The following is a 25,726-nucleotide window of genomic DNA, read 5'->3' as shown; positions in this document are numbered from 1 at the left end:
GGGCCACTTCGCTTCATATCCTTGATTTACAACTTATCCTGACAAAAATCGACGCCAATAAAAACCCCGCCGAAGCGGGGTTTCTGATTAGTTGCGGTTGCCGCCAAGCAGGCTCAGCAAGCTCAGGAAGATGTTGTAGATGGAGACATACAGGGTGACGGTGGCAGAGATGTAGTTGGTCTCGCCGCCGCGCACGATCTGCTGGGTAGTCAGCAGGATGGCACCGGAGGAGAAGAGCATGAACATGGCGGACAGAGCCAGGCTCAGGGCGCTCATCTGCAGGAAGATGTTGGCAATCATGGCCACCAGCAGTACCCAGAAACCGACGAACAGCATGCCGCCGATGAAAGAGAGGTCACGCTTGGTGGTCAGGGCATAGGCCGACAGACCGAAGAAGGTGAGCGCGGTGCCGCCAAGGGCGGTCATCACGATCTCGCCACCACCATTGTTCATATACATGTTGATGATGGGGCCCAGGCTATAGCCCAGCAGACCGGTCAGGGCGAAGGTGAAGACCAGCCCCATGCCGTTGTTGCGATTCTTCTCGGTTAGGAACATCAGACCGTAGACGCCGATCAGGAACACGGCCCAGTGCAGCGGCGGCATGTTCATCACGGTAGCGACCCCCGCCACCACGGCAGAGAAGCCCAGAGTGAGGGAGAGCAGCATATAGGTGTTACGCAGCACCTTGTTGATATCGCGTACGGCACTTTGGGTGCCAGTGTAGATAGAACGGGTATCCATCTTGGGTGTCCTCTTGATGTCCGGGTGAGACGGCGAGCAGCCGCCTCGTGATCGCTGTTTGTTACTGCATGTTTACGCATTGTATGTAGAACAAATAGGGATGACGAGGAACAATTTCAAGCCACCTGCCATTTTGCTCCCGCACACTATCCCACAGGAAATATGTATTGCATATGAACAAGGGCTTAGCGTAGTATGCACGCCGTTCGGAGGGGTGGCAGAGCGGCTGAATGCACCGGTCTTGAAAACCGGCGATGGGCGACCATCCGTGGGTTCAAATCCCACCTCCTCCGCCATATTCAAAGAGAAAGCCCAAGCGATTCAATCGCTTGGGCTTTTTTGTATCTGCCGTATCTGGTATTTCAACGGACACGTCACATGGACGATATAAATGGCTCGGGTTGTCCCTGAGCCATTTTCACCTTGAATGATGGCTTAGATCCGCCCCTGATAGCGCAGGGGGAAGCGGCCCTGACTGTCGGGCTGGCCGAGGAAAGGGAGCCCTTGCTGCATCTGCGGTGGCAGTTCTGGGCCCGGCTTCAGGGTGCCCTGGAACAGGTATTGGCCATTGGGTTGCAGCTCGAGGCGACCCATGGTCTGCACCGCATCCGAGCCCTGCTTGAGTTCGGCCACCAGTTTGGAGTCGAGGCAGGTGAGTTTCAGCTCGGGGTCGGCCAGATCCAGCTTGCCCGCCGGGGTATCGGCGCTGGCGTTGTACCAGTCGAGGTTGCCGTAGAGGTTGTCACACCAGGGGGTTCCCTGGGCAAATTGCTCCACCTTGAGTTGCAGCTGGCCGCTGACGGAGATCGGGATCGGCAGGCGCATCGGCACCCGGCTCAGCAACCAAGGAGCGGGGGCGTTGAGGGTCAGATCCCGGCCGAAGGCAACGCCATTCCAGCCGACAACGCCCTGACCATTGAGTCCGTTGCGATCGCCAAAGCGTATGGCCACTTCGGGGGCGAAGCGCAGCAGCGACCAGCCGTTGAGATCCCAGCGCAGCTGGTTCACCGATTCGCTGGCATATTGCAGTCGGGCAATCTGGCCACTCCAGAGGGTGCCGCTCACCCCTTCCAGTTTCAGCAGATTGGCGACGTTGGCAGGCAGCGGCAGATGGCGAGCCACCAGTGCCGCGGGCAGGGTGGCCAGCAGGAAGATCAGATAGGCGGCCAGAAACAGGCTGGCAATCAGGATGCGTTTTTTCATTGTGGACGACTCAACTGCAAACGTCTGACCTTGACCAGACCCGGGGCCAGATCCTCGCGGGCGATCTCGATGATTTGAACCTGAATGCCGTGCTGCTCCACCAGCGTGGAGAGCCAGAGCAGCAAGTCATCGAACTGGACCGTGTCGATCCACACTTGCAGCTCCTGCGCTTGGGGTTGCAGCCGGGCAATCTTGATCTTGTGGTTGAAGGCGGTGCGGTTGACAACCCCTTCCAGGGTGCCGCTGGTGTCGATCTGGCGACCCGAGCCACCCTGCATGGCCAGCACCTCTTCACCCTTCTCCTTGAGCCAGGCGAGGGTCTGCTGCTGGTTCTGCACCTGCCGCTCCCGCTCCGCGATGCGGTTGGCGATGGGCTGCCAGACGCTCCAGTAGAAGAGACCGACCAGCAGCAGAACGCCGCCTGCGACCACCAGCCGCTGTTCCCGTGCGGTGATGCCGTGCCACCAGCTCTGCAATTTTTCCATCATGATGATTTACCCTTGAGCACCAGTGCGCCCTCTACCTTGCCCTCGGTGCTGCGCACCTCGCCTTGCTGTACCTCGAATTGCTTGCCAGCCAGCTCGCGGAACCGCTCGATCTCGGCAAAGCCTGGGGCGGTCACCTGCAGCCTCAGCTCGCGGCGACTGGCATCAAAGCGCATCACCTGTGGTTTCAGACCGGGTACTTCGGCAAAGGTGGGGGCCAGCTCGGTGAGCATCAGCAGCACGCCGTTTTGCGGGGCTTGTCCCATCTGTTGCAGATGCTGGTTCATCTGGCTGCGCACGTTCACGATGCGGCTCTCCCCCGGGAAAATGCGGGTATAGACGGCGCGGATCTCCGCTTTCAGCGCCTTGTCCTGCTCGGTGAGCTGATAGAGCTGCACCCCGCGCTGGCCGAGGGCCACCAGCAGCAACAGGCCGGCGGTGATGGCTACCTTGCGCCACTGCAACCAGTAGCGGGCATATTCGGTCTGCGGCCGGTAGGGGCCGGTCAGCAGGTTGGCCCGGCAGGTGAGGGCCCCCTTGGCCAGCAGCAGCATGGGGAGTTCGGGCTCCGCCGCCTGCCAGTTGGCGGCGGCAATGGCGGGCACCGGGGTGTGGCTGTGGATGGTGACCGGCTCCGCTTCGGTTGCCAGCAAGATAGCCAGCAGCGGCTCGTCGGCGACGATCCCCTGACAGGGGCCCTGGCGTACCAGCCACTCATTGCCGAGTTGCAGGGCAGACCAGCCATCAGCGGCCTGTGGCAGCGCCAGCACATCGGGCAGCAGTTGCAAGCTCTTGAGGCCAGCGGCATCGAGCCAGTCGAGCCACTCGGCCATCTTCTGCCGATCCACCGCCATCAGGTCGACCTGTTGACCTTCATGAGCCAGCACCACCAGATGGAGCTCGTCCACGTCGGAGGCGATCTGCTCCTCCAGCAGGTAGGGGAGGGCCGCTGCCGACTGGCGGTTGTAGCGACCCGGCAGGGTGACGCGCCGGAAGATCAGATCGCTGCCCGGCACCAGGGTGACCACGGGGCGGCCACCGGCCCGCTCCTGCAGCTCGCTCAGGGCATCGGCCGAGGGCAGGGTGCCGGAGGCGATGATCTCCTGCTCCTGACCGGACCAGACCAGCCAGGCCACGGGTTGTTGTTTATTGGTCCCCAGTCGGATGACCAGACTTTCGCTCACGCATCTCTCTCCTGCGATACCGGTTTGTAAAGGGCGTTGTGCGCCCTGGCAACCGGTGCGCAGCCCGCAGGCTGCATCCAACATCTCTCGTACCCGCGGGCGTAGGGCTCGCAGGTGCGCTGTTTATTCGGCGCCACTACTGAGGCGGCGCAGCATCACCAGTTTATTGTCCTTGCCCCGCTGGAACAGGGTTTCGAGCCAGGCCCGGTTGTCGCCGACTTCGGCCACGACTCGGGCTTCGAAGAAGTCGCTCTTGACCACCAGCGCCTCTTTCAGCCCTTTCACCGAATCGACCGGAGCGAGCATGTCTGTCATCAGCTTGCTCTCTTTCCACCCCTTCTGTGGCCGCTCGTTCAGTACTCGCTTGGCATCATCCAGCCCGATAGTGCCCAGATAGAGGGCAACCAGCAGCTCGGGGCGCTGGGTGGCAAGGGTATTGATATTGATCTTCAACTTGTCGTTGGGCAGGGTGCAGACGTAGGGTGCCAGTTTGGCATAGACCCTTGCCGTCACCCCGCGCACCGCCCGCAGCTCATCCTTGCCCAGCATCCACTGGTTGGCGGTGAGGTAGGGTGGCTTGAGCCCCTCGTAATAGGCGTCCTCTGCGCCAAGGCTGGAGACCAGCACCGTATCCTTGTCAGTCCAGTCACGGATGGCATCGGTGAGCTGGGCCGCCTCGTAATCATCCATCGCCAGCTGTTTGAGCAGTTCGCGAAACACCTGCACCGGATAGGATTGCTGCGCCAGCTCCTCGCCGCTCCCCGCCTTGGAGGCCACGCTCAGGCTGTTGAGGTTGAAGCAGGATTGCAGGTCGGTCACCTCGCCCTTGAGCTGGCCATCGTCCACCGGAAACACAGTGTTCTTGCGGGCCCAGTTCTGGCTGAGGTTGACCACCTCGGGGTTGTCCTTGAAATCCTGCGTCAGCACCTTGCTCACCAGCGCTTCCGCCGAGAGGGCATACCACCACGCCTGTTTGCCGGTGGTGATGTTGGCGGTGCGGCGCAGCTCAAGCTGCAGGCGGCCGCTCATATTGCTGGCGATGATCACCATCACCGAGAGGATCAGCAGCACCACCAGCAGCGCCATGCCGCGCTGGCGACCGGGAGCGGCGAGATTAGCCCGCATTGGCGCCCCCTCCGTTCTGGCTGTCACCATTACCGCCATTGGTATTGCCGTTGCCGCCGTTGTTCCCGTTGTTGTTGTTGTTGTTGTTGTTGCCACCTTGGTCGGGGTTGCTGCTCTGGCTGTTCTCTTCGGCGCGCTGGCCGCCGGCGCCAATCAGGAATTGACGGCGAATGGTGCCGTAATCTTCCAGATCCAGCTCCACTGCCAGCCCGTGGGGCAGCACGCTGCGCTGGGTCCACTCTTCTTTCCAGTTGCCCTTGTCGAAGAAGTAGAGGCGAAACGCCGTGACCCCCGCCAGCACCGGCTGGATGCGTGGCTCGGTGCCGATCACCGGATCCGGATAGAGATAGCTCAGGCGCTCCAGCTTCTGATCCTTGAGGCGCCAGCCGACCCGTTGCAGATGGGAGCGGGGCAGCATGCCGTCCGGATTGAGCCAGCCGCTGCGCATAAAGGCCATGCCCCAGTCATCGCTCTGCTGGCCGAAGCGGGAAGCCGCCAGCAGCACCTTGTTGTTCTCCCCCTCGATGCGACCGCTGCGCGGCACCATCTGGGTGATGTCTCGCTCCAGCAGGGTGAAGGCGAGCTGCAATTCGTTGAGGCGAGCCTCCTTGCGCTTGGCCACCTCGTCACTGGTGAGCACCCCCTGCAGCACCTGATAGGCGCCCATGCTGAGAGTGGCGAAGATGGCGATCGCCACCAGCATTTCGAGCAGGGTGAAACCGGCGTGACGGACGGGGCGAGGCGTGCGGGCGGAGAGCTGGGTCATCGGCTGATATAGGTCCGCATCATGGCGACCGGGTTCTCGGCCTTGGCCTCGGTGCGCACTTCCATATCGAGTGCCCGAAAGTTGTTGTCGGCGGTGGCGACGCCGCGATAGCGCCAGTACCAAGTCTGCCCGGCCATCTGCTCATCCCCTTCCACCCAGCTGTCGCCGGGCCACTTGTTCTCGAGCTTCTGTTGCACCAGCTGGTTCTCTACCACCCAGGTGGCCAGGGTCTTCTGCTCCAGATAGTTGAGGGCAGAGAGGTGTTCGCTGGCGGTTTTCATTACCGCCAGACCCGCGATGGCAAAGACCGCCAGTGCCACCATCACTTCGAGTAATGTCATGCCCCGTGCGTTCATCGTGCCACCCGTTGCACATGTTGTTGGCACAGAGGTGGCGCCACCATCACTCCTTTCTCAAATAACGTCATACCGCGGGCGTTCACTCGCTCACCTCTTCATCTTCATCGCCGGTGAGCAGGGTGAGGCGGCCAAACTCGTCCCCTTTGACGATGCGGGTGTAGCGGGCATCGTCATCCTGCTGGGTGAAGGTGAGCACGAACGGGCTCAGCTCTCCGCCCGGGAAGATGAGCAACTGCGGCGTGCGCTCCTTCTCGTCGCGCTTCTGTTCGGTTTTCTCGTCGGAGTCCGGCTGCCAGCCAAAGCCTTCCAGCTCCAGTGCCAGCGTCATGTTCTCGGTCAGTTGTACCGGCCCCAGCTGCTTGTCGCCAGTCAGGGCCAGCCACTTGCGATCTTTGGCTTGGCGCTGCATAAACTGCCAGCCGTTCTCCTCGATACGAATGCCCACCAGCCGACCATCCATCACCGCATACTCCTGTGCCAGCTGCAGCGTCGCCATCAGGCGGCGTGCCTGCTTGTCCAGCTCCCGATCTCCTCTGGCGCCTCCCATGCTGAGAGTGACGGCGGTGGCCACCAGTCCCATCAGCATGGCGACCAGCAACACTTCCAGCAGAGTAAAGCCGGATTGGCGATGAAAGGAGAGAGAGCGCTTCATGCAGTCAGCTCACAAGGAGTGCGGTGGCGACATATCACTTATTGGAAATCCTTCAGGTTCCAGTTGCCGATGTCGTCATCGGTACCGGCTTCGCCATCCAGACCCATGGAGAAGATGTCGATCTTGCCGAACTGGCCCGGGCTCAGCAGCTGGTACGGGTTGCCCCAGGGATCTTGCGGCAGGCGCTTGATGTAGCCGCCATCGCGGTAGCTGCGCGGTGCCGGATCGATGGAGGGCTTGGTCACCAGCGCGTCCAGACCCTGTTCGGTGGTCGGGTAGCGGTTGTTGTCCAGCTTGTACATGTCGAGGGCGTTTTCCAGCGCCACGATATCGGAGACCGCTTTCTGCTGGTCGGCTTTCTCCTTGTTGCCCATCAGGTTGGGCACCACCAGACTGGCCAGAATGCCGAGGATCACGATGACCACCATGACTTCCAGCAGGGTAAAACCGGATTGACGACGTTTGTTCATGAGTTGCTCCGTAACGAATGAGATGGGATGGCCCATCAGAGAGTGATCACTGGGTGGGTTCGACGGGCCGCCAGCGGCACCACCGAACACCGGAAACTTACATATTCACCATATTGTTGAGCTCGAGGATCGGCTGCAGGATCGACATCACGATAAACAGCACCACCCCGGCCATGGAGACCACCAGCATGGGTTCGAACACTCCGAGGGCGATATTGACCTGGGATTCAAACTCCCGATCCTGGTTGTCCGCCGCCCGCTCCAGCATGCTGTCGAGCTCGCCGCTCTGCTCGCCGGAGGCGATCATGTGCAGCATCATGGGCGGGAAAATCTTGGTCTCGGTCAGAGACTTGCGCAGACTGGTCCCCTCGCGCACCCGTTCGGCGGCCTCAAGAATGCGCATTCTGGCAAAGTCGTTGGAGAGCACTTCGCCGGAGATCTTCATCCCCTCCAGCAGCGGCACCGCACTGGCATTGAGGATGCTTAGAGTTCGGGCGAAGCGGGCGGTGTTGAGACCGCGGCTGACCCGGCCAATCACCGGCAGGCCGAGCAGCACCTGATGCCAGCGTCGGCGGCGCGTTTCATCGGTGAGCCACCAGCGCCAGACAAAGCTGCCAAGAAAGATCAGCAGCAGGAACCAGAGGCCGTAGGCCTGCATCAACTCGCTGGTGCCGATGAGAAAGCGGGTGGTGCCCGGCAACTGCTGGCCCATGTGTTCAAACTGGGCCACCACCTTGGGCACCACGGCGGTAAGCAGGATCGAGATAACCCCGATAGCCACGCAGGTAAGCACGATGGGGTAGATCATCGCCTGCAGCAGCTTGGTGCGCATATGCTGGCGCTGTTCGGTGTAGTCGGCGAGGCGGTTGAGCACCTTCTCCAGATGGCCCGATTTTTCACCGGCCGCCACCATGGAGCGAAACAGCTGGTCGAATACATGGGGAAAGGCCCCCAGCGAGTCGGCCAGCGAATAGCCTTCCACCACTTTGCTGCGCACGGTCGCCACCAGAGAGCGCAAGTGGGCTTTTTCGCACTGCTCGGCCACCGCTTTGAGCGCCTCTTCGATGGTGAGACCGGCGCCGACCAGGGTCGCCAGCTGGCGAGTGATCAGGGCCAGCTCGGCAGTGCTGGCACCACGACGAAACAGGGCGAAGCGGGTCGCCTCCCGTTTCGCCTTCTCGGTGGTCTCGTTCACCTCGAGGGGGGTGAGCCCCTGTTCGCGCAGCAGCTGGCGTACCTGACGGGCCGAGTCGCCTTCCATCACGCCGCTCTTGCTGCGCCCCTTGTTGTCGAGGGCCTTGTATTCGAATGCCGCCATCTCAATCTTCCCGGGTCACGCGCAGCACCTCTTCGAGGCTGGTTTGCCCCTTGAGGACCTTGTCGATGCCGTCACGGCGGATGCTGGGGGTGTGGCCGCGGATCAGCCGCTCGATGGCGAGCTCACCGCTGGCACTGTGAATGGCTTCACGCACCGCTTCGTCGATCACCACCAGCTCGTGGATGCCGGTCCGGCCACGGTAGCCGGTGTGGTTGCACAGCTCGCACCCGACCGGACGCCACACCTGCTGATCGGGGGCCAGCTCGATGCCCATGGCGAGGCGCTCCTGCTCGGTGATGGGGCGCGGGGCACGGCAATCGGGGCAGAGGGTGCGCACCAGCCGCTGGGCCAGCACCGCCAAGAGCGACGAGGAGAGCAGGAAGGGCTCGATCCCCATGTCCCGCATCCGGGTGATGGCGCCGATGGCGGTGTTGGTGTGCAGGGTCGACATCACCAGGTGACCGGTCAGCGACGCCTGCACCGCAATCTGGGCGGTCTCGAGGTCACGAATTTCCCCCACCATCACCACATCCGGATCCTGACGCAAGATGGCGCGCAGGCCGCGGGCGAAGGTCATGTCCACCTTGGTGTTGACCTGGGTCTGGCCCACCCCTTCGAGGTCATATTCGATGGGGTCTTCCACCGTCAGGATGTTGCGATCCCGCGAGTTGATTTCTGACAGCGCCGCATAGAGGGTGGTGGATTTACCGGAACCGGTCGGGCCGGTCACCAGAATAATGCCGTGGGGCTTGCGAATGAGTTCGCTGATGATGGTGCGGTTGGCCGCGGTCATCCCCAGCTGCTTGAGCTCGAGGCGCACGTTGTTCTTGTCGAGCAGACGAAGTACCACCCGCTCGCCGTAGCTGGACGGCATGGTGGAGACCCGCACGTCGACGGCGCGGCCGCCGATACGCAACGAGATACGGCCATCCTGCGGCACCCGCTTCTCGGCGATATCCATCCGCGACATCACCTTGATCCGCGAGACCAGCAGTGAGGCTAGCTTGCGATGGGGGCGCAGGATCTCCCGCAGTACCCCATCGATGCGAAAACGAATGACCAGTGCCCGCTCGAAGGTCTCGATATGGATATCGGAGGCCTCCTCCTTGATCGCCTCGCTCAACATGGCGTTGATGAGGCGAATGATGGGGGCGTCATCATCGGCATCCAGCAGATCTTCGCTTTGCGGCAGCTCTTCGGCCAGGGCGAAGAAGTCCATCTCGTTGCCGAGATCTTCCATCAGCTGGCGCGCCTCGGAAGAGTCGCGCTGGTAGTGGGCCATCAGCAGCTCTTCGAAGGCCTCGTTGTCGAGTTGCTCAACCGCGAAGCTGCAACCAGCGACCCGCCGCACCTCCAGAAGGGCCTGCGGGGTGACGCCAGGGCGGCACTGCAGCACGGGAGCGCCCTCCCGCTCAATCAGGATCACCCCGAAGTTGCGGGCAAAGACAAAGGGGAGCTCGGGCAGTGGCGCAGGCCCGGCGCTTCCATCCAGATGGTAGGCACTCATCAGGGCTTACTCTGCACAAACGGGGTGGTGGTCTCGACAGTGCTTTGCTGTCTGCTCCGCATCTCGTTGATCTGCTTCTGGATCTCCTTTTGCAGCTCGGGCGACACCATCACATCCTGGCCATAGGCAGGCAATACCTGACGGGCGGGGGAGGTGAGATACCCCTCCTGCGAAGCGGCATTGAGCTGCTCGGCGCGGAACAGGGAGTACTTGTTGCTGGAGACACCGGTATAGACATCCGCATCACGCAAGATGGTCGGCCGGATAAAGACCATCAGGTTGCGCTTGGAGGTGGTGTTGGAGGTGGAGCGGAACAGATAGCCCAGCACCGGAATATCGCCAAGCAGCGGCACCTTGGAGACCTGCTCCTTGGTCTGTTCGTCCATCAAACCGCCCAGCACCACAGTTTCGCCGCTTTTGACCAGCACCGCGTTCTTGACGGTACGGGTATCGAAAGTGGGGCCAAGGTTGGCAGTACCGGTCGCCTGGGTCTGGGCGACGCTGGAGACCTCCTGCTCGATATTGAGCAGCACCGAATCCCCTTCGTTGATCTGCGGGGTCACCACCAGCTTGGTGCCCACCGTCTTGCGCTCGATGGTGTTGAACACCTGATCGCTGGTGGTGGAGCTTTGCGAACCGCTCTGGACCGGGACCTCCTGACCGACGTTGAAGGAGGCCTCCTTGTTATCCATGGTGACGATACTCGGGGTGGAGAGAATATCGTTCTTGGTATTGGAGGCCAGCGCCGTGGCCAGCATGGCCCAGTCGCCGTGATAGAAACCGGCGGCCATGCCGTTGAACTCTTTCAGCAGACCGGCAGCGGTGTCGGTCTTGCCATTCTGGTAATCCTTGCCCGCCGCAATGGCGCTGCCGAGAGGCAGACCTGAGTTGGTGAACTGGGTGCCACCGCCGTTGGCATTGCCCCACTGGACGCCAAGGCTGAGGCCATCGCCATCCTGCATCTCAACGATGATCGCCTCCACCAGCACCTGGGCGCGGCGGATATCGAGCTTGGCCACCACCTGCTCCAGTTCGGACATCACGTCCGGCTGGGCGGTGATGACCAGCGCATTGGTGGTCTCGTCAGCGGAGATGGCCAGCTTGCCACCGCCGATGCTGGCGCCACCTGTGGTTGCGCCGCCGCCCTTCTTGTCGGCCTCGATGCTGGAGCTGACCCCCTTGAGCACCTCGACCATGTCTTTGGCCTTGCCATATTTGAGGTAAAAGACCCGGGTGTTGCCCTGGCTCTGCAGGTCGCGGTCGAGCTGGCGCACCATCTGGATGATGCGGGCGCGCGCTTTCGGCTCACCACTCACCACCACAGAGTTGGTGCGCTCGTCGGCCACCACCTTGGGGGAGAGCAGCAGGGAGGCGGTGCCGCCCTGTGGGTTGCCATCCTTGTTGAGATTGGTCACTAGCCGCACCATTTCACCTGCCGAGGCGAACTTGAGCTTGATGATGTCCACATCCTGATCGCCTGCGCGGTCGACCCGGTTCACCACCTCTACCAGACGATTGACCACGGCGGCGCGGCCGGTGATCAGCAGCACGTTGGAAGGCTCGTAGTGCACCACGTTGCCACCACCGGCGTTGTCGTTGAGCTGGCGCAGCAGTGGCGCCAGTTCACGGACCGAGACGTTGCGCACCGGCACTACCCGGGTCACCATCTCGTCGCCCATGCCCGGGTTGCTGCCATCCACCACCGGAATGGCCGAGGTCTTGGCATCCCGCGAGCGCAGCACCTTGAGCACTCCGTTGTCCATCGGCACCACGGCAAAGCCGTAGACGTCGAGCACGCTCAGGAAGAACTGGTAGTACTGCTCCTCATTGAGCAGGTCGTAGCTGCGCACGTTGATCTTGCCGCGCACCGAGGGCTCTATGATGATGGTTTTATTGAGGTTCTTGCCCACCGTATTGATGAACTCTTCAATGTCGGCGTTCTTGAAACTGGCAGAGTATTCGGTGGCCCAGGCTGAGCCCGCCATCATCAGTGCCGCTGCGATAGTGGCCAGACGCCAGCTTTTCCCTTTAGTGGTCATTATTGGTACGACTCCAAATCATTATTCTGACAAGCGCACATAGATGTCGAACTGTTCGCCCTGTCGCTCGACGGTCACTGTCATTTCCGTTGCGCCAGCCATCTGCTGCATCGCCTGCATGGCTTGCATGTTGTCCCGTAAATCCAGCCCGTTGATGCTGATGGCCAGGTCATTGGCCTGCAGCCCGCTCTGGTTGAAAAACTCAGGATTGCTGCCCGGGTTGAGGCGATAGCCGGTCATGCGGCCATCCACCTGAACCGGTGAAATATTGAGGTAATCGGTGATCTTGCCCGGATCGGCCATCAGCTCGCTGCGCAGGGAGCCAAGGGGGGCGGTGTTGGTCTGCGGCAGCGGCTTGCCATACTCCTCGCCATCCAGCATCAGGGTCTCGTCGCGGCCATCCCGCTCGATGATCACCCGATCCGGATAGACCTGCCGGATCCGCGCCTGGGTGCCGTCAATCATGTCACCGACCCCATAGGAGTTCTGGATGCCGGACATGGCGATGATGGCGATGGATTTGGCGGGATCCGAGCTCGCCAACACCCCGTTGAGCTGGGCATTGAGCTGGGTACGCGGCGCATTGGCGGCCACGGCGGCTTTGGCTTGCGCCTTGGGGATCGCCTTGCCAAACAGCGCCAGTCGGCTCACCTCGCCCAGTTCAAGGCGCGGGTTGCTCTGGCCGCTGACCGCCACGGCGGAGGGTTGCCACGGTTGGCTGGTTTGCGGGCTTGCCAGGGTGAGCAGACGCCAGGTGAGGGCGGCGCTCTGCTGGGCCAGCATGATCAGCAGCGCCAGAAAGGCCACCTGGGTGACTCTGGTCATGGGAAGCCGCCGGCACTGGGCCAGCAGCATGGTCAAGATGTCATCCCTGAATCGTAGCGTCATATTAATCAACAAATTCCAGGCTCTGGGGCGGCTGCGTATTGTGTACGGCGGAGTGCTGTGACACAACGGGTCCGGGCGCGCCAAACCGTAAAAATGGATATTTCATCACACCGTAAACCTTTGAATGCTCACAAAAGTGGCACTCAGGTGAGGTGCATCCTGCTTGCCAGCGAACATCAGGGTTCGGTGCGTACTCATCCTCGCCAATCCTGCAGCGCCTTGAGGGTCACGCTCTGTCCGGCGACCTGCAGCACTATGTATTGCTGGTCGATGGTGGCGAGCACGACTCCCGGGGCGATTTCGCTCCCCTCCCGGTATTCCCGGCCATTGAGCACCACTGCGCGCTTGGCGGGGTTGGAGGAGAACACATGAGAGCCGTAGCTCAATTGCGGGACCTGCTGGCGCACCGACTGGGGTGCCGAGCCCAGCGCCATCAACTGGGCCGGTTGCACGTTGTTCTGGCCGGTGGCGTGTTGCGTCTCCTGTAATGGGGTCTCATTGAGGGCTTTCATCAGCTGCTCGGCCAGACTCAGCGTGGGGGTATTCCCCTGACTGCCCCCCTCGTTTTTGGCCACTGCTCTGGGTTGGGCCACCGGCTCCGGCAGGGGCGGGGGCAGCGGACGGGTCACCATCGCTTTGGGTTCGACCCGCACGAAGGGTGGAGTGATCACCTCTTTCACCTCCACCTTCTCCTCGATGGGGCGCAGGTGGAGCAGATGCCAGCCATAGTTGGCGCTCGCCCCCAGCAGCAAGGCCAGGGGGGCCAGCAGCCAGCCGATGCGGCGTGGGCTGCGCTCCTCTTCCCGGGGCATGGGCAAGCCCATGGCCGGAATATGGGCGGAGAGTTGTGGTTGCTGCGCACGGCGCAGCGCCTTGAGCAGGGTAGACATCAGGAGGCCTCCTCCAGTCTGGGCATGGGTTCACCGGAGAGGGCGTTGAGACGCAGCAGGGTGTTGCTGCCGGCGATGCCATCAGGGGTGAGCCCCTGATCTCGCTGGAACTGCTGCAGCTTGTTCTTGAGCTCGCTATCGAAACGGCGCACCTTGCGCTCGGGTTGCTGTAGCGCACGGCTCAGGGCGTTGTCGAGCCACTGGATCTGGGTCTGACCCGCATTGCTGGCGATCAGGCTGACGCCCCCTTTCGGCATACGCCAGAGCAGGGTGTAGCTGCCGCCCCAGTTGTCGCTGAGCCACTGGCGATCCACCTGCCAGCTCTGGTCACCTATCATCAGGCTGGCCTTGTTCGGCCCCAGATTGACCAGGGTCGCGTAGTAGAGGCCGCCAGTCTGGTCAGTGAGCGTGATCATGGCGGGATACTGCAGGGCGCGCAGCTCGTCAAGGCTCGCCTCGCCCTCCTGACAGCGCAGACCGGCACGGGGGGCGTTATCGCAGGTTGCGTCGAACGGTTCCGGTTCATAACCCCAGACCCGATAGAGATTCTGCATGGCGCTGTCGGGGTCGATGGCCTGATTGATCGCCTCGGTCAGCTGCTCCTGCTGCTCGGCGGTCTCGTCGATGGTGACCGGCACCTCGACCTTGACTACCGGACGGGTGGGGAACACGCCGAAAAATTGCCAGCCCCACCAGCCTGCGGCCACCAACAGGGCGCCCGCCAGCGTCACCATCAGACCGGAGGCCCAGCTTCCTTCGTCCCGAACGCCATTGACCTCGAAGGCGGCCTGGCTGATATCGCTGTGGACAATCTTGTAGCTGCCACGGGCGAAAGCGGCGATCAGGGCGCGGTCGCAGATGAGGTTGATGAAACGGGGGATGCCGCCACTCAGGCGATGAAGCGTCTTGATGGCGCGCGGGGTGAAGATGGGTTGTACGCAGCCTGCGACTTGCAGCCGGAAGCGGACGTAGGCATCCACATCGCTATGAGAGAGCGGCAGCAGGTGATAGCGGGCGGTAATGCGCTGGGCCAGCTGACGCAGCAGGGGTTGGCGCAGCATCTGTTGCAGCTCGGGCTGACCGATCAGCACCACTTGCAGCAGTTTTCGTTCGTCGGTTTCGAGGTTGGTGAGCAGACGCAGCTGCTCCAGTACGCCGGGCAGCAGGTGCTGCGCCTCATCCACCAGTACCACGCTGCGCTTGCCTGCCGCCAGGTTGGCCAGCAGGTGATCGCGAATAAGGTCGAACAGCCGCTTGATCCCGGCATCTTCGGGATAGGGGAGTTGAAACTCGTCACAGATGGCGGCCAGCAGATCCCGTTCGGTCAGAGAGGGGTTGAGGATATAGGCGATCTCGGTCTCGGCGGGGAGCTGTTGCAGCAAGCAGCGGGAGACGGTGGTTTTGCCGGTGCCCACTTCGCCGGTCAGCAGCACAAAGCCGCCGCCATCCTGCAATCCATAGTTGAGATGAGCAAGGGCTTCGCCGTGGCGCTCGCTCATATAGAGGTACTTGGGATTGGGCGAGATGGAAAACGGGTGTTCCGAGAGGCCGAAGAACTGTGTGTACATGAGGGTATTCTTTTGTAGCCGGCGACAGATGAAAAATGTCTCCGGATGATAGCAAACCTCGCTTTCATTGGAAGCCATCATTGGCGCCGAAGGGCAAATTGCGGCCTTTTCCTGCCATCTTGTGATCCCGGTTGCGTCATCGGCACGAATCCGGATCACAAAATGACAAAAAATAGCTGTAAATAAAGGGAAATATCAATATGGGCACGGCGTGGCAAATACCGCCAGCATGGCGCTGAGTCGGCGATCACCAGACTTGTTTGTGTACAATTTATGACACCGGTTGCCCTGTCAGCCATCAGGGCAAGCTGGTCGGCATGTACTTGCTCAGTGGTGATCCTGAAACTGCGCGGCAATCTCCCTGAACTGTGCCTCGCAGGCGAGAAACGCCGCGACAATGCCGGGATCAAAATGGTTGCCGCTCCCCTTCACGATGATCTCCTTCGCTTCCTCATGGCTGAAAGCAGGTTTGTAGACCCGTTTCGAGATGAGGGCATCGTAGACATCCGCTACCGCCATCAAGCGCCCGGAGAGGGGAATAGCCTCACCCGCCAGCCCTGCCGGATAGCCGCTGCCATCCCACTTTTCGTGGTGGGTGAGGGAGATCTCCCGCGCCAGCCGCAGGAAGGAGTTGGAGCCCAGCTGCGCCTCGGCGCTCGCCAGCGCATCGGCACCGATCTGCGGGTGGCGCTTCATGATGGCGAACTCCTCATCGGTCAGCTTGCCCGGCTTGAGCAGGATGGCGTCGGGAATGCCCACCTTGCCGACATCGTGCAGCGGGGCTGATTTGAACAGCAGATCGATGGTGGCATCATCCAGTGGATAGCTATCCCAGTTGCTGAAGCTCAGATGCTCCGCCAGCGCCTTGACGTAGTGCTGGGTACGGATGATATGGGCGCCTGTCTCGTTGTCACGGGTCTCTGCCAGCGAGGCGAGCCCGAGAATGGCCACGTCACGGGTCAGGTTGAGCTCGTCGCTGCGGGATTTCAGCTCGCCGATCATCTGATTGGTGCTGGCGGCGATAAGGCCAAACTCGTCATCCCGGGTGATCGGCACCCGGGCATCGAAGTCACCGCATTGCACTCTGGCCATGGTGCTGGTCTGGTGGCGCAGGGAGAGGCCAAGGTTGCGGCCGTAGCCGTGAATGATGAGGGCGAGATAACAGAAGGTCACCGTCATCACGAAGGCGATCTCCCACAGGATGTAGTGCTGGGCATCGACCCTCGGCAGGCTGCGCTCCACCGTCACCAGCCACTCCAGATCCTTGTTGAACAGCAAGAAGAAGACGCCTCCCAGCATGGTGAGGGTCGCCAGGGTAAAGAGGGTGAACTTGCGTGGCAGCGGCATGGCCAGCGGGTGGCTCAGTGCCAGGCTCTGCTCGGCTTGCCGTGCTCTGGCACGATGCAAGTCTCGCTCCAGAGTGAGATCGGCCGCCACCAGAAAGCCGAGGGTGGTCATCCCCAGCAGCACCTTGAGGTGACTCTCCAGCGGAAAGTCGTGAGTCAGTGCGTTGTAGCCAGAGAGCAGCAGTGCTCCCAGCAGGTAGAAACCCACCTCCAGTCCAAACCCGTCCAGTCCGTTGCGCGCCAAGGGCCGCCTTGAGAGCAGCCAATTGCGTACGGCGAACATGATGGCGAACGTCACCAGGGTCGGCCCCAGCAACTGGGGCAGGGTGAGACTCTCGAGAAACGGGCAAACCTGCCAGCCATAGAGACAAAATAGTGACAGGGTTACCCCGTAGTGCAGGGCGCAGCGCCCCGTGATCCTCTGCATATTCCCACCCATGTTGCTGGTTATTGTTATGTCGGCGGGAGGCCCGCCATTACAGGCGCCGCAGCAGCAGGCTACCGATGGAGTAGCCAGCGCCAAAGGAGCACAGTACGCCGCGAGCCCCCGCAGGAAGGTCGCGATTGTACAGATGAAACGCGATGATGGAACCCGCCGAGCTGGTATTACCATAGCTATCAAGAATGACCGGCGCCTCCTGCTGGCTGGCATCGTGGCCCAGCAGCTTGCGACCGATGAACTGGTTCATGGTGAGGTTGGCCTGATGGAGCCAGAGCCGGTTCAGGCTCTCGGCGGGCCAGCCCTGCTCATCGAGCTGGCCGGCAATCTGGTCGCACACCAGCGGCAACACCTCCTTGAACACCTTGCGCCCCTGCTGGCGGAACAACTTGTCGTCGCCGTAGCGGGTGCGCGGGCTCAGCCGGTTCAGAAAGCCGAAGTTGTTGCGGATGTTGTTGGAGTATTGGGTCACCAGCTTGCTGGCCACCAGTTGCCACGGATTGGCCACCTTGCAATCGGCCTCCCGCTCCAGCAGCACTGCGGTGCAGGCATCGCCGAAGATAAAGTGACTGTCTCTGTCCCGGAAATTGAGGTGTCCCGAGCAGATCTCCGGATTGACTACCAGCGCCAGTTTGGCGGTGCCTGCCGCCAGCATGTCGGCGGCTGTCTTGATACCGAAGGTGGCAGACGAGCAGGCCACGTTCATATCAAAGGCCATGCCGCTCGCTCCCAGATAGTGCTGCAGCTCGATGGCCAGCGCCGGGTAGGGGCGCGGCATGTTGGAGGCGGCGACGATGACCAGATCGATCTCTCCCGGCTCGCGACCGGCGGCGATCAGCGCCTGCTCGGCGGCGGCTACTGCCATCTCCACCATGATGGAGGGCATCTCATCGGGCCGCTCCGCCAGCAGCGGTTGCATGATGTCGGGGTTGAGCACTCCCTCGCGGCTCACCAGATAACGGTTCTTGATGCCCGAGGCCTTCTCGATGAACTCGCAGCTGGAGTGCTGCTTGGCGGGAAGCTGGCCGGCATCGATGGCGGAGGCGTTCTCCTCGTTGTAGAGATCCACATACTGGTTGAAGGCGGCCACCAGCTCTTCATTGCTGACGGCAAAGGGGGGGGTATAGAGGCCTGAGCCACTGATCACGATAGAGGTCATCTTTGCTCCTCGCCGGGTGCGTTCCCGGCTTGTCGGTTTATAGGGGTGAGAGGGTTACAGCTGGTCGATCGCCGCAGCGAGACCCGCCAGGGTCAGCGGATGCATCCGTCCGCCAACCACGTCATTCATCAGTTTGATGGAGGGGTGCCAGAGCCACTCCCGCCGTGGGGTGGGATTGATCCACACCAGTTTGGGAAAGTGCTGTTGCAAGCGGGTAAGCCACACCTGACCCGACTCCTCGTTCCACTGCTCGACACTGCCGCCCGGCCAGGTGATCTCGTAGGGGCCCATGGTGGCATCCCCCACCAGGATAACCTTGTAGTCGCTGCCATAGGTGCGCAGCAGCCGCAAGGTATCGAACCGCTCCTCAAAGCGGCGCTTGTTATCCTTCCAGACGAAGTCGTAGAGGCAGTTGTGAAAATAGAAGTACTCCAGATGCTTGAACTCGTGGCGCAGGGCGGAGAAGAGGCGCTGCACCTCGGCCACGTGGGCATCCATGGAGCCTCCGACATCGAAAAAGACCAGCAACTTCACACCGTTGTGGCGCTCGGGCCGTAGCTTCACATCGAGCCAGCCCTGGCGGGCAGAGCTTTTTATGGTGTCGTCGAGATCCAGCTCGTCGGGATTGCCTTTGCGCACCCAGCGTCTGAGCTTGCGCAGCGCGAGCTGAATGGCACGCTGGCCTAGCGGTGAGTCGTCGCTGAAGTTGCGATAATGACGGGCCTCCCACACCTTGGCCGCCTTTCCGTGCTGCCCCTCTCCCCCCATGCGGACGCCCTCGGGGTGAAAACCGCCGTGACCAAACGGGCTGCTGCCACCGGTTCCCACCCACTTGTTGCCACCGGCGTGGCGCTCTTTCTGCTCGTTCAGCCGCTGATTAAGGGTTTCCAGCAGCTTGTCGAGTCCGCCGAGGGATTTGAGTAAAGCTTTCTCCTCTGGGCTCAACAGTCGCTCGAACTCCTTGCGCAGCCACTCCTCGGGCAGGCTCTCCGGCAGCAGGGGAATGGCTTCCAGCCCCTCGTAGTATTCGGCGAAGGCGCGATCGAAGCGATCGTAGTGGGCCTCGTCTTTTACCAGCAGGCAGCGGGAGAGCTGGTAGAACTCGTCCATATCGGCAGCGACCAGCCGGGCTGCCAGCGCGGCGTGCAAGTCCAGCAGCTCGCGCAGGCTGCAGGGGAGCTTGTGGCGGCGCAGGTGGGTAAAAAAGTCGATCAGCATGGGTCAGCTGCCGCGTCGGGCCAGAAAGGCGAGCTTCTCGAAGAGATGTAGATCCTGCTCGGTCTTGAGCAGGGCGCCATATAGCGCGGGCACCAGCTTGCCGGGCTCGCGGGCGCGCATCGCCTCGGGGGCGATATCGTCGGCCAAGAGCAAGCGGATCCAGTCCAGCAGCTCCGAGGTGGAGGGCTTCTTGCGCAGCCCCTCTACCTCGCGCAACTCGAAGAAGAGATCCATTGCCTCGGCAAGCAGGCTCTCCTTGAGGTCGGGGTAGTGGAGCTTGACGATGGCCTGCATCTCGGCCTTGTCGGGGAAGCGGATGTAGTGGAAGAAACAGCGGCGCAGGAAGGCATCCGGCAGCTCTTTTTCGTTGTTGGAGGTGATGATGACCACCGGCCGTTGGCGCGCCTTGACTCGCTCGCCGGTCTCGTAGACGTCGAACTCCATCCGATCCAGCTCCAGCAGCAGATCGTTGGGGAATTCGATGTCGGCTTTGTCTATCTCGTCGATCAGCAGCACAGGTCGCTGCTCGGCGCTAAAAGCCTGCCACAGTTTGCCCTGGCGAATGTAGTGGCTGATATCGGCCACTCTGGGGTCGCCGAGCTGGGAGTCGCGCAGCCGGGCCACCGCATCATATTCGTAGAGTCCCTGCTGGGCTTTGGTGGTGGACTTGATATGCCAGGCAATGAGATCGGTGCCGAGATGGTCGGCGACCGCTTCTGCCAGCACCGTCTTGCCGGTGCCCGGCTCCCCTTTGATCAGCAGCGGTTTTTCGAGGGTGATGGCGGCATTGACCGCCATCTTCAATGCATCGGAGGCGAGATACTGGCTGCTTCCTGAAAATCCCATAACGTCGGTTCCTTTGACGATTGGCGCCCGGAGTCAGGGGCCAGAGAGAATAAGCTCTATATGTTGTAATACCATATGGTTATAACGAATAGTCACTTCTCATTCAGAAACCACAGGGTAATCTTGTTTCATCGTCGTAACAAACACAGGGATAGCGCCATGAGCAAAATTTTTGAGGACAACAGCCAGACTATCGGTCACACCCCGCTGGTTCGTCTCAACCGTGTTACCAAAGGTCGCGTGCTGGCCAAGATCGAGAGCCGCAACCCCAGCTTCAGCGTCAAGTGCCGGATCGGTGCCAACCTGATCTGGGATGCCGAGAAGCGCGGCATCCTGACCAAGGGTAAGGAGATCATCGAGCCCACCAGCGGCAACACGGGTATTGCTCTGGCCTTTGTCGCGGCAGCTCGCGGCTATCCCATCACCCTGACCATGCCGGCCACCATGAGCCTGGAGCGCCGCAAGCTGCTCAAGGCGCTCGGTGCCAATCTGGTGCTGACCGAAGGGCCGCTCGGCATGAAGGGTGCCATTGCCAAGGCCAACGAGATCCTCGAGTCCGAGCCGGGCAAGTATGTGTTGCTGCAACAGTTTGAAAACCCGGCCAACCCGGAGATCCACGAAAAGACCACCGGACCCGAGATTTGGGATGCCACTGACGGCGAGGTGGATGTGTTCGTGGCCGGGGTCGGTACCGGCGGTACCATTACCGGTGTCTCCCGCTATCTGAAGCAGACTAAAGGCAAGGCGGTGGTCTCTGTTGCGGTCGAACCGGCCGAGTCGCCGGTCATCAGCCAGAAGCTGGCCGGGGAAGAGATCAAACCGGGCCCCCACAAGATCCAGGGGATCGGCGCCGGCTTTATCCCGGGTAACCTGGACCTCTCCCTTATCGATCGGGTGGAGAAGGTGACCAGTGACGAAGCCATCGAGATGGCCCGTCGCCTGATGGAGGAGGAGGGGATCCTGGCCGGTATCAGCTCCGGTGCTGCGGTGGTGGCTGCCAGCCGTCTGGCCGAGCTGCCGGAATTTGCGGGCAAAACCATTGTGGTCATCCTGCCGAGTGCGGCGGAGCGTTACCTCTCCAGCGCCCTGTTTGCCGGGGTGTTCAGCGAGCAGGAGCTGCAGCAGTAACTGATCGGAATCTTTCAAAACAGCGGCGCTCCCAGGAGCGCCGCTTCTTTATGGGCTAGACTCAACCCCTGTTAGTGTCACTTGATCCTTATTTTTTGGGGTAAAATAACAAGTTCCGGAGTGAGAAAAAAAGCAGACATTCCGCTCTAAATCTCATATCCTGTGCGGCGTCACGCGGTGTTTGCTGGCTGGGTATCACAAAGTAACAAAGTGTTATTTTTCGTTATAAAATAATTTCAGGCCAGTCCTGATGCGGCTTGTAGCCCAATAACTGAAAATTGCCAACCAGCGCGCCGATTACTGCACAGAAACTTGACCTGGATTAAACCATTGCGGGTCTGCTTTCGTTACTTTACAACATATCCATACTGACACGGTGGGTCAGGTTGCTTCAAAAACGACCAATCCACCAAAAAATATCAATAATATGGGGTGAAACCATGTACGAGAAGTCTGTTGTTATTACTGCTGAAAACGGCCTGCACACCCGTCCGGCAGCTCAGTTCGTGAAAGAAGCCAAAGAATTCCAAAGCGAGATCACTGTGGTCTCCGGTGGCAAGTCCGCCAGCGCCAAGAGCCTGTTCAAGCTGCAGACCCTGGGCCTGACCAAGGGTACCAACGTAACTATCCAGGCTGATGGCCCGGATGCTCAGCAAGCTGTTGAGAAGCTGGTTGCCCTGATGGACGAGCTGGAGTAATCCAGCTTTAGATTCCTCCCCCACAGTCGTTTTAATAGGAAGGATTATGATATCTGGCATTCTTGCGTCCCCCGGTATCGCATTCGGTAAGGCGCTTCTTCTGAAAGAAGATGAAATCGTTATCAATCAGGGCAAAATCTCTGCTGACCAGATTGATGCCGAGATCAACCGTTTCCTCGAAGCTCGTACCAAGTCAGCTACCCAGCTGGAAGCCATCAAAGAGATGGCCGGTCGCACCTTCGGTGAGGAAAAAGAGGCCATCTTCGAAGGCCACATCATGCTGCTCGAAGATGAGGAGCTGGAAGGGGATATCAAATCCTTCATCAAAGAGAACAAGGCTTCCGCTGACAAAGCCATCTATGAGGTGATCGAACAGTACGCCAAGATGATGGCCGAGCTGGATGACCCTTATCTGCGCGAACGCGCTACCGACTTCCGTGACATCGGTACCCGTCTGGTCAAGAACGTACTGGGCATCGCCGTTGTCAACCTGAGCACCATCGACGAAGAGGTGATCCTGGTCGCCAAAGACCTGACCCCGTCTGAAACCGCTCAGATCAACCTGAAATATGTGCTGGGTTTCGTTACCGACATCGGTGGCCGTACCTCTCACACCTCCATCATGGCCCGCTCCCTGGAGCTGCCGGCCGTGGTAGGCACCAACGACATCACCGAGCGCGTCAAGAACGGTGACATGCTGGTGCTGGATGCGATCAACAACCAGATCATCATCAATCCGACCGCTGAACAGCTGACCGAAGCCAAGAAGTTCCAGGCTCAGTTCCAGGCCGAGAAAGATGAGCTGGCCAAGCTGAAAGATCTGCCCGCCATCACGCTGGATGGTCACCAGGTCGAAGTGTGCGCCAACATCGGTACCGTCAAGGATACCGAAGGTGCCATCCGCAATGGCGCCGAAGGCGTGGGTCTGTACCGTACCGAGTTCCTGTTCATGGACCGTGACGCGCTGCCGACTGAAGACGAGCAGTTCAAAGCCTACAAAGAAGTGGCCGAAGCGATGCCGGATCAGCCGATCATCGTGCGTACCATGGATATTGGCGGCGACAAAGAGCTGCCCTACATGAATTTCCCGAAAGAGATGAACCCCTTCCTGGGCTGGCGTGCCGTGCGTATTTTCTTCGACCGCGAAGACATCATGCACGCTCAGCTGCGGGCCATTCTGCGCGCCTCTGCCTTCGGCAAACTGCGCATCATGTTCCCGATGATCATCTCTGTCGAAGAGTTCCGTAGCCTGAAAGCGACCGTAGAGACGCTGAAAGCCGAACTGCGTGCCGAAGGCAAAGCCTTTGATGAATCCATCGAAGTGGGTATCATGATCGAGACCCCGGCCGCTGCCGTGATGGCTCATCATCTGGCCAAGGAAGTGGATTTCTTCAGTATCGGTACCAACGACCTGACCCAGTACACCCTGGCTGTCGATCGTGGTAACGAGATGATCTCCGCCATGTACAACCCGCTGTCACCCTCCGTCCTGACCCTGATCAAGATGGTTATCGATGCGTCCCACGCCGAAGGCAAGTGGACCGGTATGTGTGGTGAACTGGCTGGTGACGAGCGCGCTACCCTGCTGCTGCTGGGTATGGGTCTGGATGAGTTCTCCATGAGCGCCATCTCTGTACCGCGTATCAAGAAGCTTATCCGCAACACCAACTTCGAAGATGTGAAGGCAATGGCTGATCAAGCACTGAGCTTTGCCACCGCTGCTGAAATCGAAGCGTGCGTAGATAACTTTATTAAGCAGAAAGCAGTCTGCTAAGATCGGCTGCAAACAGCGACAAATCATCTCTAGGAGCTTTATATGGGTCTGTTTGATAAACTGAAGAAACTGGTTTCCGACGATAGCTCTGACACCGGCGGCATCGAAATCTTTGCTCCGCTGTCTGGCGAAATCGTGCCGATCGAAGATGTGCCTGACGTTGTCTTCGCCGAGAAGATCGTTGGTGACGGTATCGCCATCAAGCCGGCTGGCAACAAGATGGTTGCGCCGTGCGATGGTACCATTGGCAAGATTTTCGAGACCAACCACGCGTTCTCTCTGGAATCCGACTCCGGTATCGAGCTGTTCGTTCACTTCGGTATCGACACCGTTGAACTGAAAGGCGAAGGCTTCAAGCGTATCGCTCAGGAAGGTCAACAGGTCAAGCGCGGCGACACCATCATCGAGTTCGATCTGGCCGTTCTGGAAGCGAAAGCCAAGTCTACCCTGACTCCGGTTGTCATCTCCAACATGGACGAGATCAAAGAGCTGATCAAAATGACTGGTGCCGTGACTGTGGGCGAGACCCCGGTTATCCGTATCAAGAAGTAATGCCAGGCTGGCTCACGCCAGTTGCGCAGTAAAAAACCGAAGCCTTGTGCTTCGGTTTTTTTATGGCTGCGAGTCGGCTTTCCTTTCTGGTGATCACTCTATTCCGTCGAGATGACAACCCGGTTACGGCCCTGATCCTTGGCCTGATAAAGGGCCCGGTCGGCCATCATCAGCAGATAGTCGATGCTCTCCTGCCCCTTCATGCAGGCACATCCCAGACTGATGGTGAGGGAGAGCTGTTTCCCCTGCCATGGCAATCGGGTGGTACTGACATGCTGGCGCAGCTGTTCGGCGCGCCGTGCCGCCTGTTCAATATCGCAACCAGGCAGGATCAGCAGAAACTCCTCTCCGCCCCAACGGGCCAGACTCTCCCCCGGCAACAGCTGGCTCGCCATGGCGTGGGCGACGGCGCAGAGCGCGGCATCGCCCGCAGGATGGCCGTAGCGGTCATTGACCTGTTTGAAATGGTCGATATCTCCCAACACCACCGAGAGGGGCTCACCTTGCAACCAAAGGGCCTGCAGCTGTTGCTGGGCGCCGCGCCGGTTGGTCAGTTCGGTGAGCGGATCGGTGCAGGAGAGGCGGCTCACCTCTTCCACCATACACTGCAGGTCGTGGATATCGCGAAAGGTGACGATATGGCCATCCGGGATGGCATCGGCTCCCAGCTGGGCAGTGACGATAAACCAGCGCGACTGACCGCTCTTGCAGCGGATCAGCGCAGGCATTTCGGCGACCTCCAGCCCTTGCGACAAGCTCTGTTCCACCTGGGAGTGCCAGGAGCCGATAATGGTGCGGCGATACCCTTCATCCGGGTAGGCGACCTGAAACCAGGAGGCCATGTCCGGCAGATCGTCAAGGTTGTAGCCTAGCTGCTCAATGAAGGCTTTATTCAGGAAGCGGTGGCGCCGCTGCGGGATCATGTCGGGTGAGCAGCCATCGTGACGGGCAATGGATTCTGACACCAGAATAGGCAGCGGGATCACATCGAAGGAGCGAAACAGGATCTGTTGCAGCTCTCGGTCATTCATAGGAAAAGCAGCTCCACGATGCATCTTTTACATGCTTTACCATAGGTCAGACCAGTGTGGTGGTAAACCGATTTATAGCGGTTACGCCGCCGGTTTTTCAGCCAATGGCAAAGGCGAGAAAATGGCGGGGTTGTTTGCCGTGGCCGTATCGGGTGAAAGCTGGGCAGGCTGAGGAGAAGTAGCGGGGCAAAAGGGTCAAAAAAACCCACATGGTCAGGCACATGTGGGTCGGGAAAAACCAGACAGGGTAAAACAGACACTCCCTGTGTCGGTCATCTTCAGCTCAGGTGGAGGTAGTTCATCTGCTGGAGCTTTTCGGGCCAGGGCCCCTGCTGGT

23 protein-coding genes, 1 tRNA gene and 1 pseudogene are annotated in these 25,726 nt (G+C 60.4%); 5 read left to right on the top strand and 20 right to left on the bottom strand.

Translation table 11 applies throughout. The features are described from left to right. Positions 1-87: 87 nt before the first annotated feature. Positions 88-744 carry a Bax inhibitor-1/YccA family protein gene (locus AB5Y83_RS01290; RefSeq protein ID WP_368174560.1) on the bottom strand — a complete coding sequence of 219 codons (657 nt, stop codon included), beginning with the start codon at positions 742-744 and terminating at the stop codon, positions 88-90. 208 nt (positions 745-952) lie between these two features. Between AB5Y83_RS01290 and AB5Y83_RS01285 the strand changes: the two genes are divergently transcribed. Beyond that, a tRNA-Ser gene (locus tag AB5Y83_RS01285) sits at positions 953-1,040 on the top strand. Positions 1,041-1,179: 139 nt separating this feature from the next. On the opposite strand, the gene exeN is transcribed toward AB5Y83_RS01285, so the two are convergent. From exeN to AB5Y83_RS01195, 18 genes and pseudogenes are all read right to left on the bottom strand, one after another. Further along, positions 1,180-1,947: a GspN family type II secretion system protein ExeN gene (gene exeN / locus AB5Y83_RS01280; protein WP_368174559.1), complete on the bottom strand. Its 768-nt coding sequence runs from the start codon at positions 1,945-1,947 to the stop codon at positions 1,180-1,182. Next, positions 1,944-2,435: a GspM family type II secretion system protein ExeM gene (exeM, locus tag AB5Y83_RS01275; RefSeq protein ID WP_005338305.1), complete on the bottom strand. Its 492-nt coding sequence runs from the start codon at positions 2,433-2,435 to the stop codon at positions 1,944-1,946. Before exeM ends, exeN begins: the two co-directional genes overlap by 4 nt. Beyond that, positions 2,432-3,616: a GspL family type II secretion system protein ExeL gene (gene exeL, locus AB5Y83_RS01270; RefSeq protein WP_368174558.1), complete on the bottom strand. Its 1,185-nt coding sequence runs from the start codon at positions 3,614-3,616 to the stop codon at positions 2,432-2,434. Before exeL ends, exeM begins: the two co-directional genes overlap by 4 nt. Before the next feature lie 123 nt (positions 3,617-3,739). Then, positions 3,740-4,741: a GspK family T2SS minor pseudopilin variant ExeK gene (exeK, locus tag AB5Y83_RS01265; RefSeq protein WP_368174557.1), complete on the bottom strand. Its 1,002-nt coding sequence runs from the start codon at positions 4,739-4,741 to the stop codon at positions 3,740-3,742. A gap of 118 nt (positions 4,742-4,859) precedes the next feature. Beyond that, a pseudogene (gspJ, locus tag AB5Y83_RS01260) lies at positions 4,860-5,507 on the bottom strand (type II secretion system minor pseudopilin GspJ); the annotation flags it as partial. After that, positions 5,504-5,863, bottom strand: coding sequence for a GspI family T2SS minor pseudopilin variant ExeI (gene exeI, locus AB5Y83_RS01255; protein ID WP_058057786.1), 360 nt, complete (start codon positions 5,861-5,863; stop codon positions 5,504-5,506). The gene exeI and the pseudogene gspJ, both read right to left, overlap by 4 nt. A gap of 82 nt (positions 5,864-5,945) precedes the next feature. Further along, positions 5,946-6,518 (bottom strand): GspH family T2SS minor pseudopilin variant ExeH, encoded by a 573-nt coding sequence (gene exeH, locus AB5Y83_RS01250; RefSeq protein WP_368174556.1) that lies wholly within the window; start codon positions 6,516-6,518, stop codon positions 5,946-5,948. Positions 6,519-6,556: 38 nt separating this feature from the next. Next, positions 6,557-6,988: a GspG family T2SS major pseudopilin variant ExeG gene (exeG, locus tag AB5Y83_RS01245; protein ID WP_005338297.1), complete on the bottom strand. Its 432-nt coding sequence runs from the start codon at positions 6,986-6,988 to the stop codon at positions 6,557-6,559. 97 nt (positions 6,989-7,085) lie between these two features. Further along, positions 7,086-8,306, bottom strand: coding sequence for a GspF family T2SS innner membrane protein variant ExeF (gene exeF / locus AB5Y83_RS01240; protein WP_201944653.1), 1,221 nt, complete (start codon positions 8,304-8,306; stop codon positions 7,086-7,088). 1 nt (position 8,307) lies between these two features. Beyond that, complete coding sequence (gene exeE, locus AB5Y83_RS01235) at positions 8,308-9,813, bottom strand: GspE family T2SS ATPase variant ExeE (RefSeq protein ID WP_075115638.1); 1,506 nt, start codon at positions 9,811-9,813, stop codon at positions 8,308-8,310. Next, positions 9,813-11,852: a GspD family T2SS secretin variant ExeD gene (exeD, locus tag AB5Y83_RS01230; protein WP_021229084.1), complete on the bottom strand. Its 2,040-nt coding sequence runs from the start codon at positions 11,850-11,852 to the stop codon at positions 9,813-9,815. The genes exeE and exeD overlap by 1 nt, the downstream gene beginning before the upstream one ends. A 21-nt stretch (positions 11,853-11,873) precedes the next feature. Continuing rightward, entirely contained in the window at positions 11,874-12,707 is an 834-nt protein-coding gene (gene exeC / locus AB5Y83_RS01225; RefSeq protein ID WP_110303038.1) for a GspC family type II secretion system variant ExeC, read from the bottom strand. Between the two features lie 227 nt (positions 12,708-12,934). Continuing rightward, on the bottom strand, positions 12,935-13,630 hold the full coding sequence (gene exeB, locus AB5Y83_RS01220) for a GspB family T2SS assembly factor variant ExeB (RefSeq protein ID WP_110302723.1): 696 nt from the start codon (positions 13,628-13,630) through the stop codon (positions 12,935-12,937). After that, entirely contained in the window at positions 13,630-15,198 is a 1,569-nt protein-coding gene (locus AB5Y83_RS01215; RefSeq protein ID WP_110302724.1) for an ExeA family protein, read from the bottom strand. The genes exeB and AB5Y83_RS01215 overlap by 1 nt, the downstream gene beginning before the upstream one ends. A gap of 327 nt (positions 15,199-15,525) precedes the next feature. Next, entirely contained in the window at positions 15,526-16,971 is a 1,446-nt protein-coding gene (locus AB5Y83_RS01210) for an HD domain-containing phosphohydrolase (protein ID WP_368174555.1), read from the bottom strand. 49 nt (positions 16,972-17,020) lie between these two features. Further along, the gene (locus tag AB5Y83_RS01205; protein WP_368174554.1) at positions 17,021-18,142 is read right to left on the bottom strand and encodes a beta-ketoacyl-ACP synthase III; all 1,122 of its coding nucleotides are present in this window, start codon (positions 18,140-18,142) and stop codon (positions 17,021-17,023) included. Positions 18,143-18,196: 54 nt separating this feature from the next. After that, entirely contained in the window at positions 18,197-19,360 is a 1,164-nt protein-coding gene (locus tag AB5Y83_RS01200) for a VWA domain-containing protein (RefSeq protein ID WP_368174553.1), read from the bottom strand. 3 nt (positions 19,361-19,363) lie between these two features. Continuing rightward, positions 19,364-20,206: a MoxR family ATPase gene (locus AB5Y83_RS01195; protein WP_201914074.1), complete on the bottom strand. Its 843-nt coding sequence runs from the start codon at positions 20,204-20,206 to the stop codon at positions 19,364-19,366. Positions 20,207-20,365: 159 nt separating this feature from the next. Here AB5Y83_RS01195 and cysK point away from each other — a divergent pair, with 159 nt between their 5' ends. From cysK to crr, 4 genes are all read left to right on the top strand, one after another. Next, entirely contained in the window at positions 20,366-21,334 is a 969-nt protein-coding gene (cysK, locus tag AB5Y83_RS01190; protein ID WP_005338267.1) for a cysteine synthase A, read from the top strand. A gap of 440 nt (positions 21,335-21,774) precedes the next feature. Continuing rightward, entirely contained in the window at positions 21,775-22,032 is a 258-nt protein-coding gene (locus tag AB5Y83_RS01185) for an HPr family phosphocarrier protein (RefSeq protein WP_005338266.1), read from the top strand. A gap of 46 nt (positions 22,033-22,078) precedes the next feature. Beyond that, complete coding sequence (ptsI, locus tag AB5Y83_RS01180) at positions 22,079-23,806, top strand: phosphoenolpyruvate-protein phosphotransferase PtsI (protein WP_021229076.1); 1,728 nt, start codon at positions 22,079-22,081, stop codon at positions 23,804-23,806. Between the two features lie 42 nt (positions 23,807-23,848). Further along, a complete protein-coding gene (gene crr / locus AB5Y83_RS01175; RefSeq protein WP_005338264.1) occupies positions 23,849-24,358 on the top strand; it encodes a PTS glucose transporter subunit IIA in 510 nt (169 codons plus the stop codon). A 98-nt stretch (positions 24,359-24,456) separates the two neighbouring features. On the opposite strand, the gene AB5Y83_RS01170 is transcribed toward crr, so the two are convergent. After that, positions 24,457-25,389 carry a diguanylate cyclase gene (locus tag AB5Y83_RS01170; RefSeq protein WP_368174552.1) on the bottom strand — a complete coding sequence of 311 codons (933 nt, stop codon included), beginning with the start codon at positions 25,387-25,389 and terminating at the stop codon, positions 24,457-24,459. Positions 25,390-25,726: the final 337 nt, after the last annotated feature.

Origin of the sequence: Aeromonas sp. R5-4 (assembly GCF_040908215.1) — a bacterium.
Taxonomy (GTDB): domain Bacteria; phylum Pseudomonadota; class Gammaproteobacteria; order Enterobacterales; family Aeromonadaceae; genus Aeromonas; species Aeromonas veronii.
Note: the sequence above shows the minus strand (reverse complement) of the source record. Positions and strands in the feature narration are given on the sequence as shown.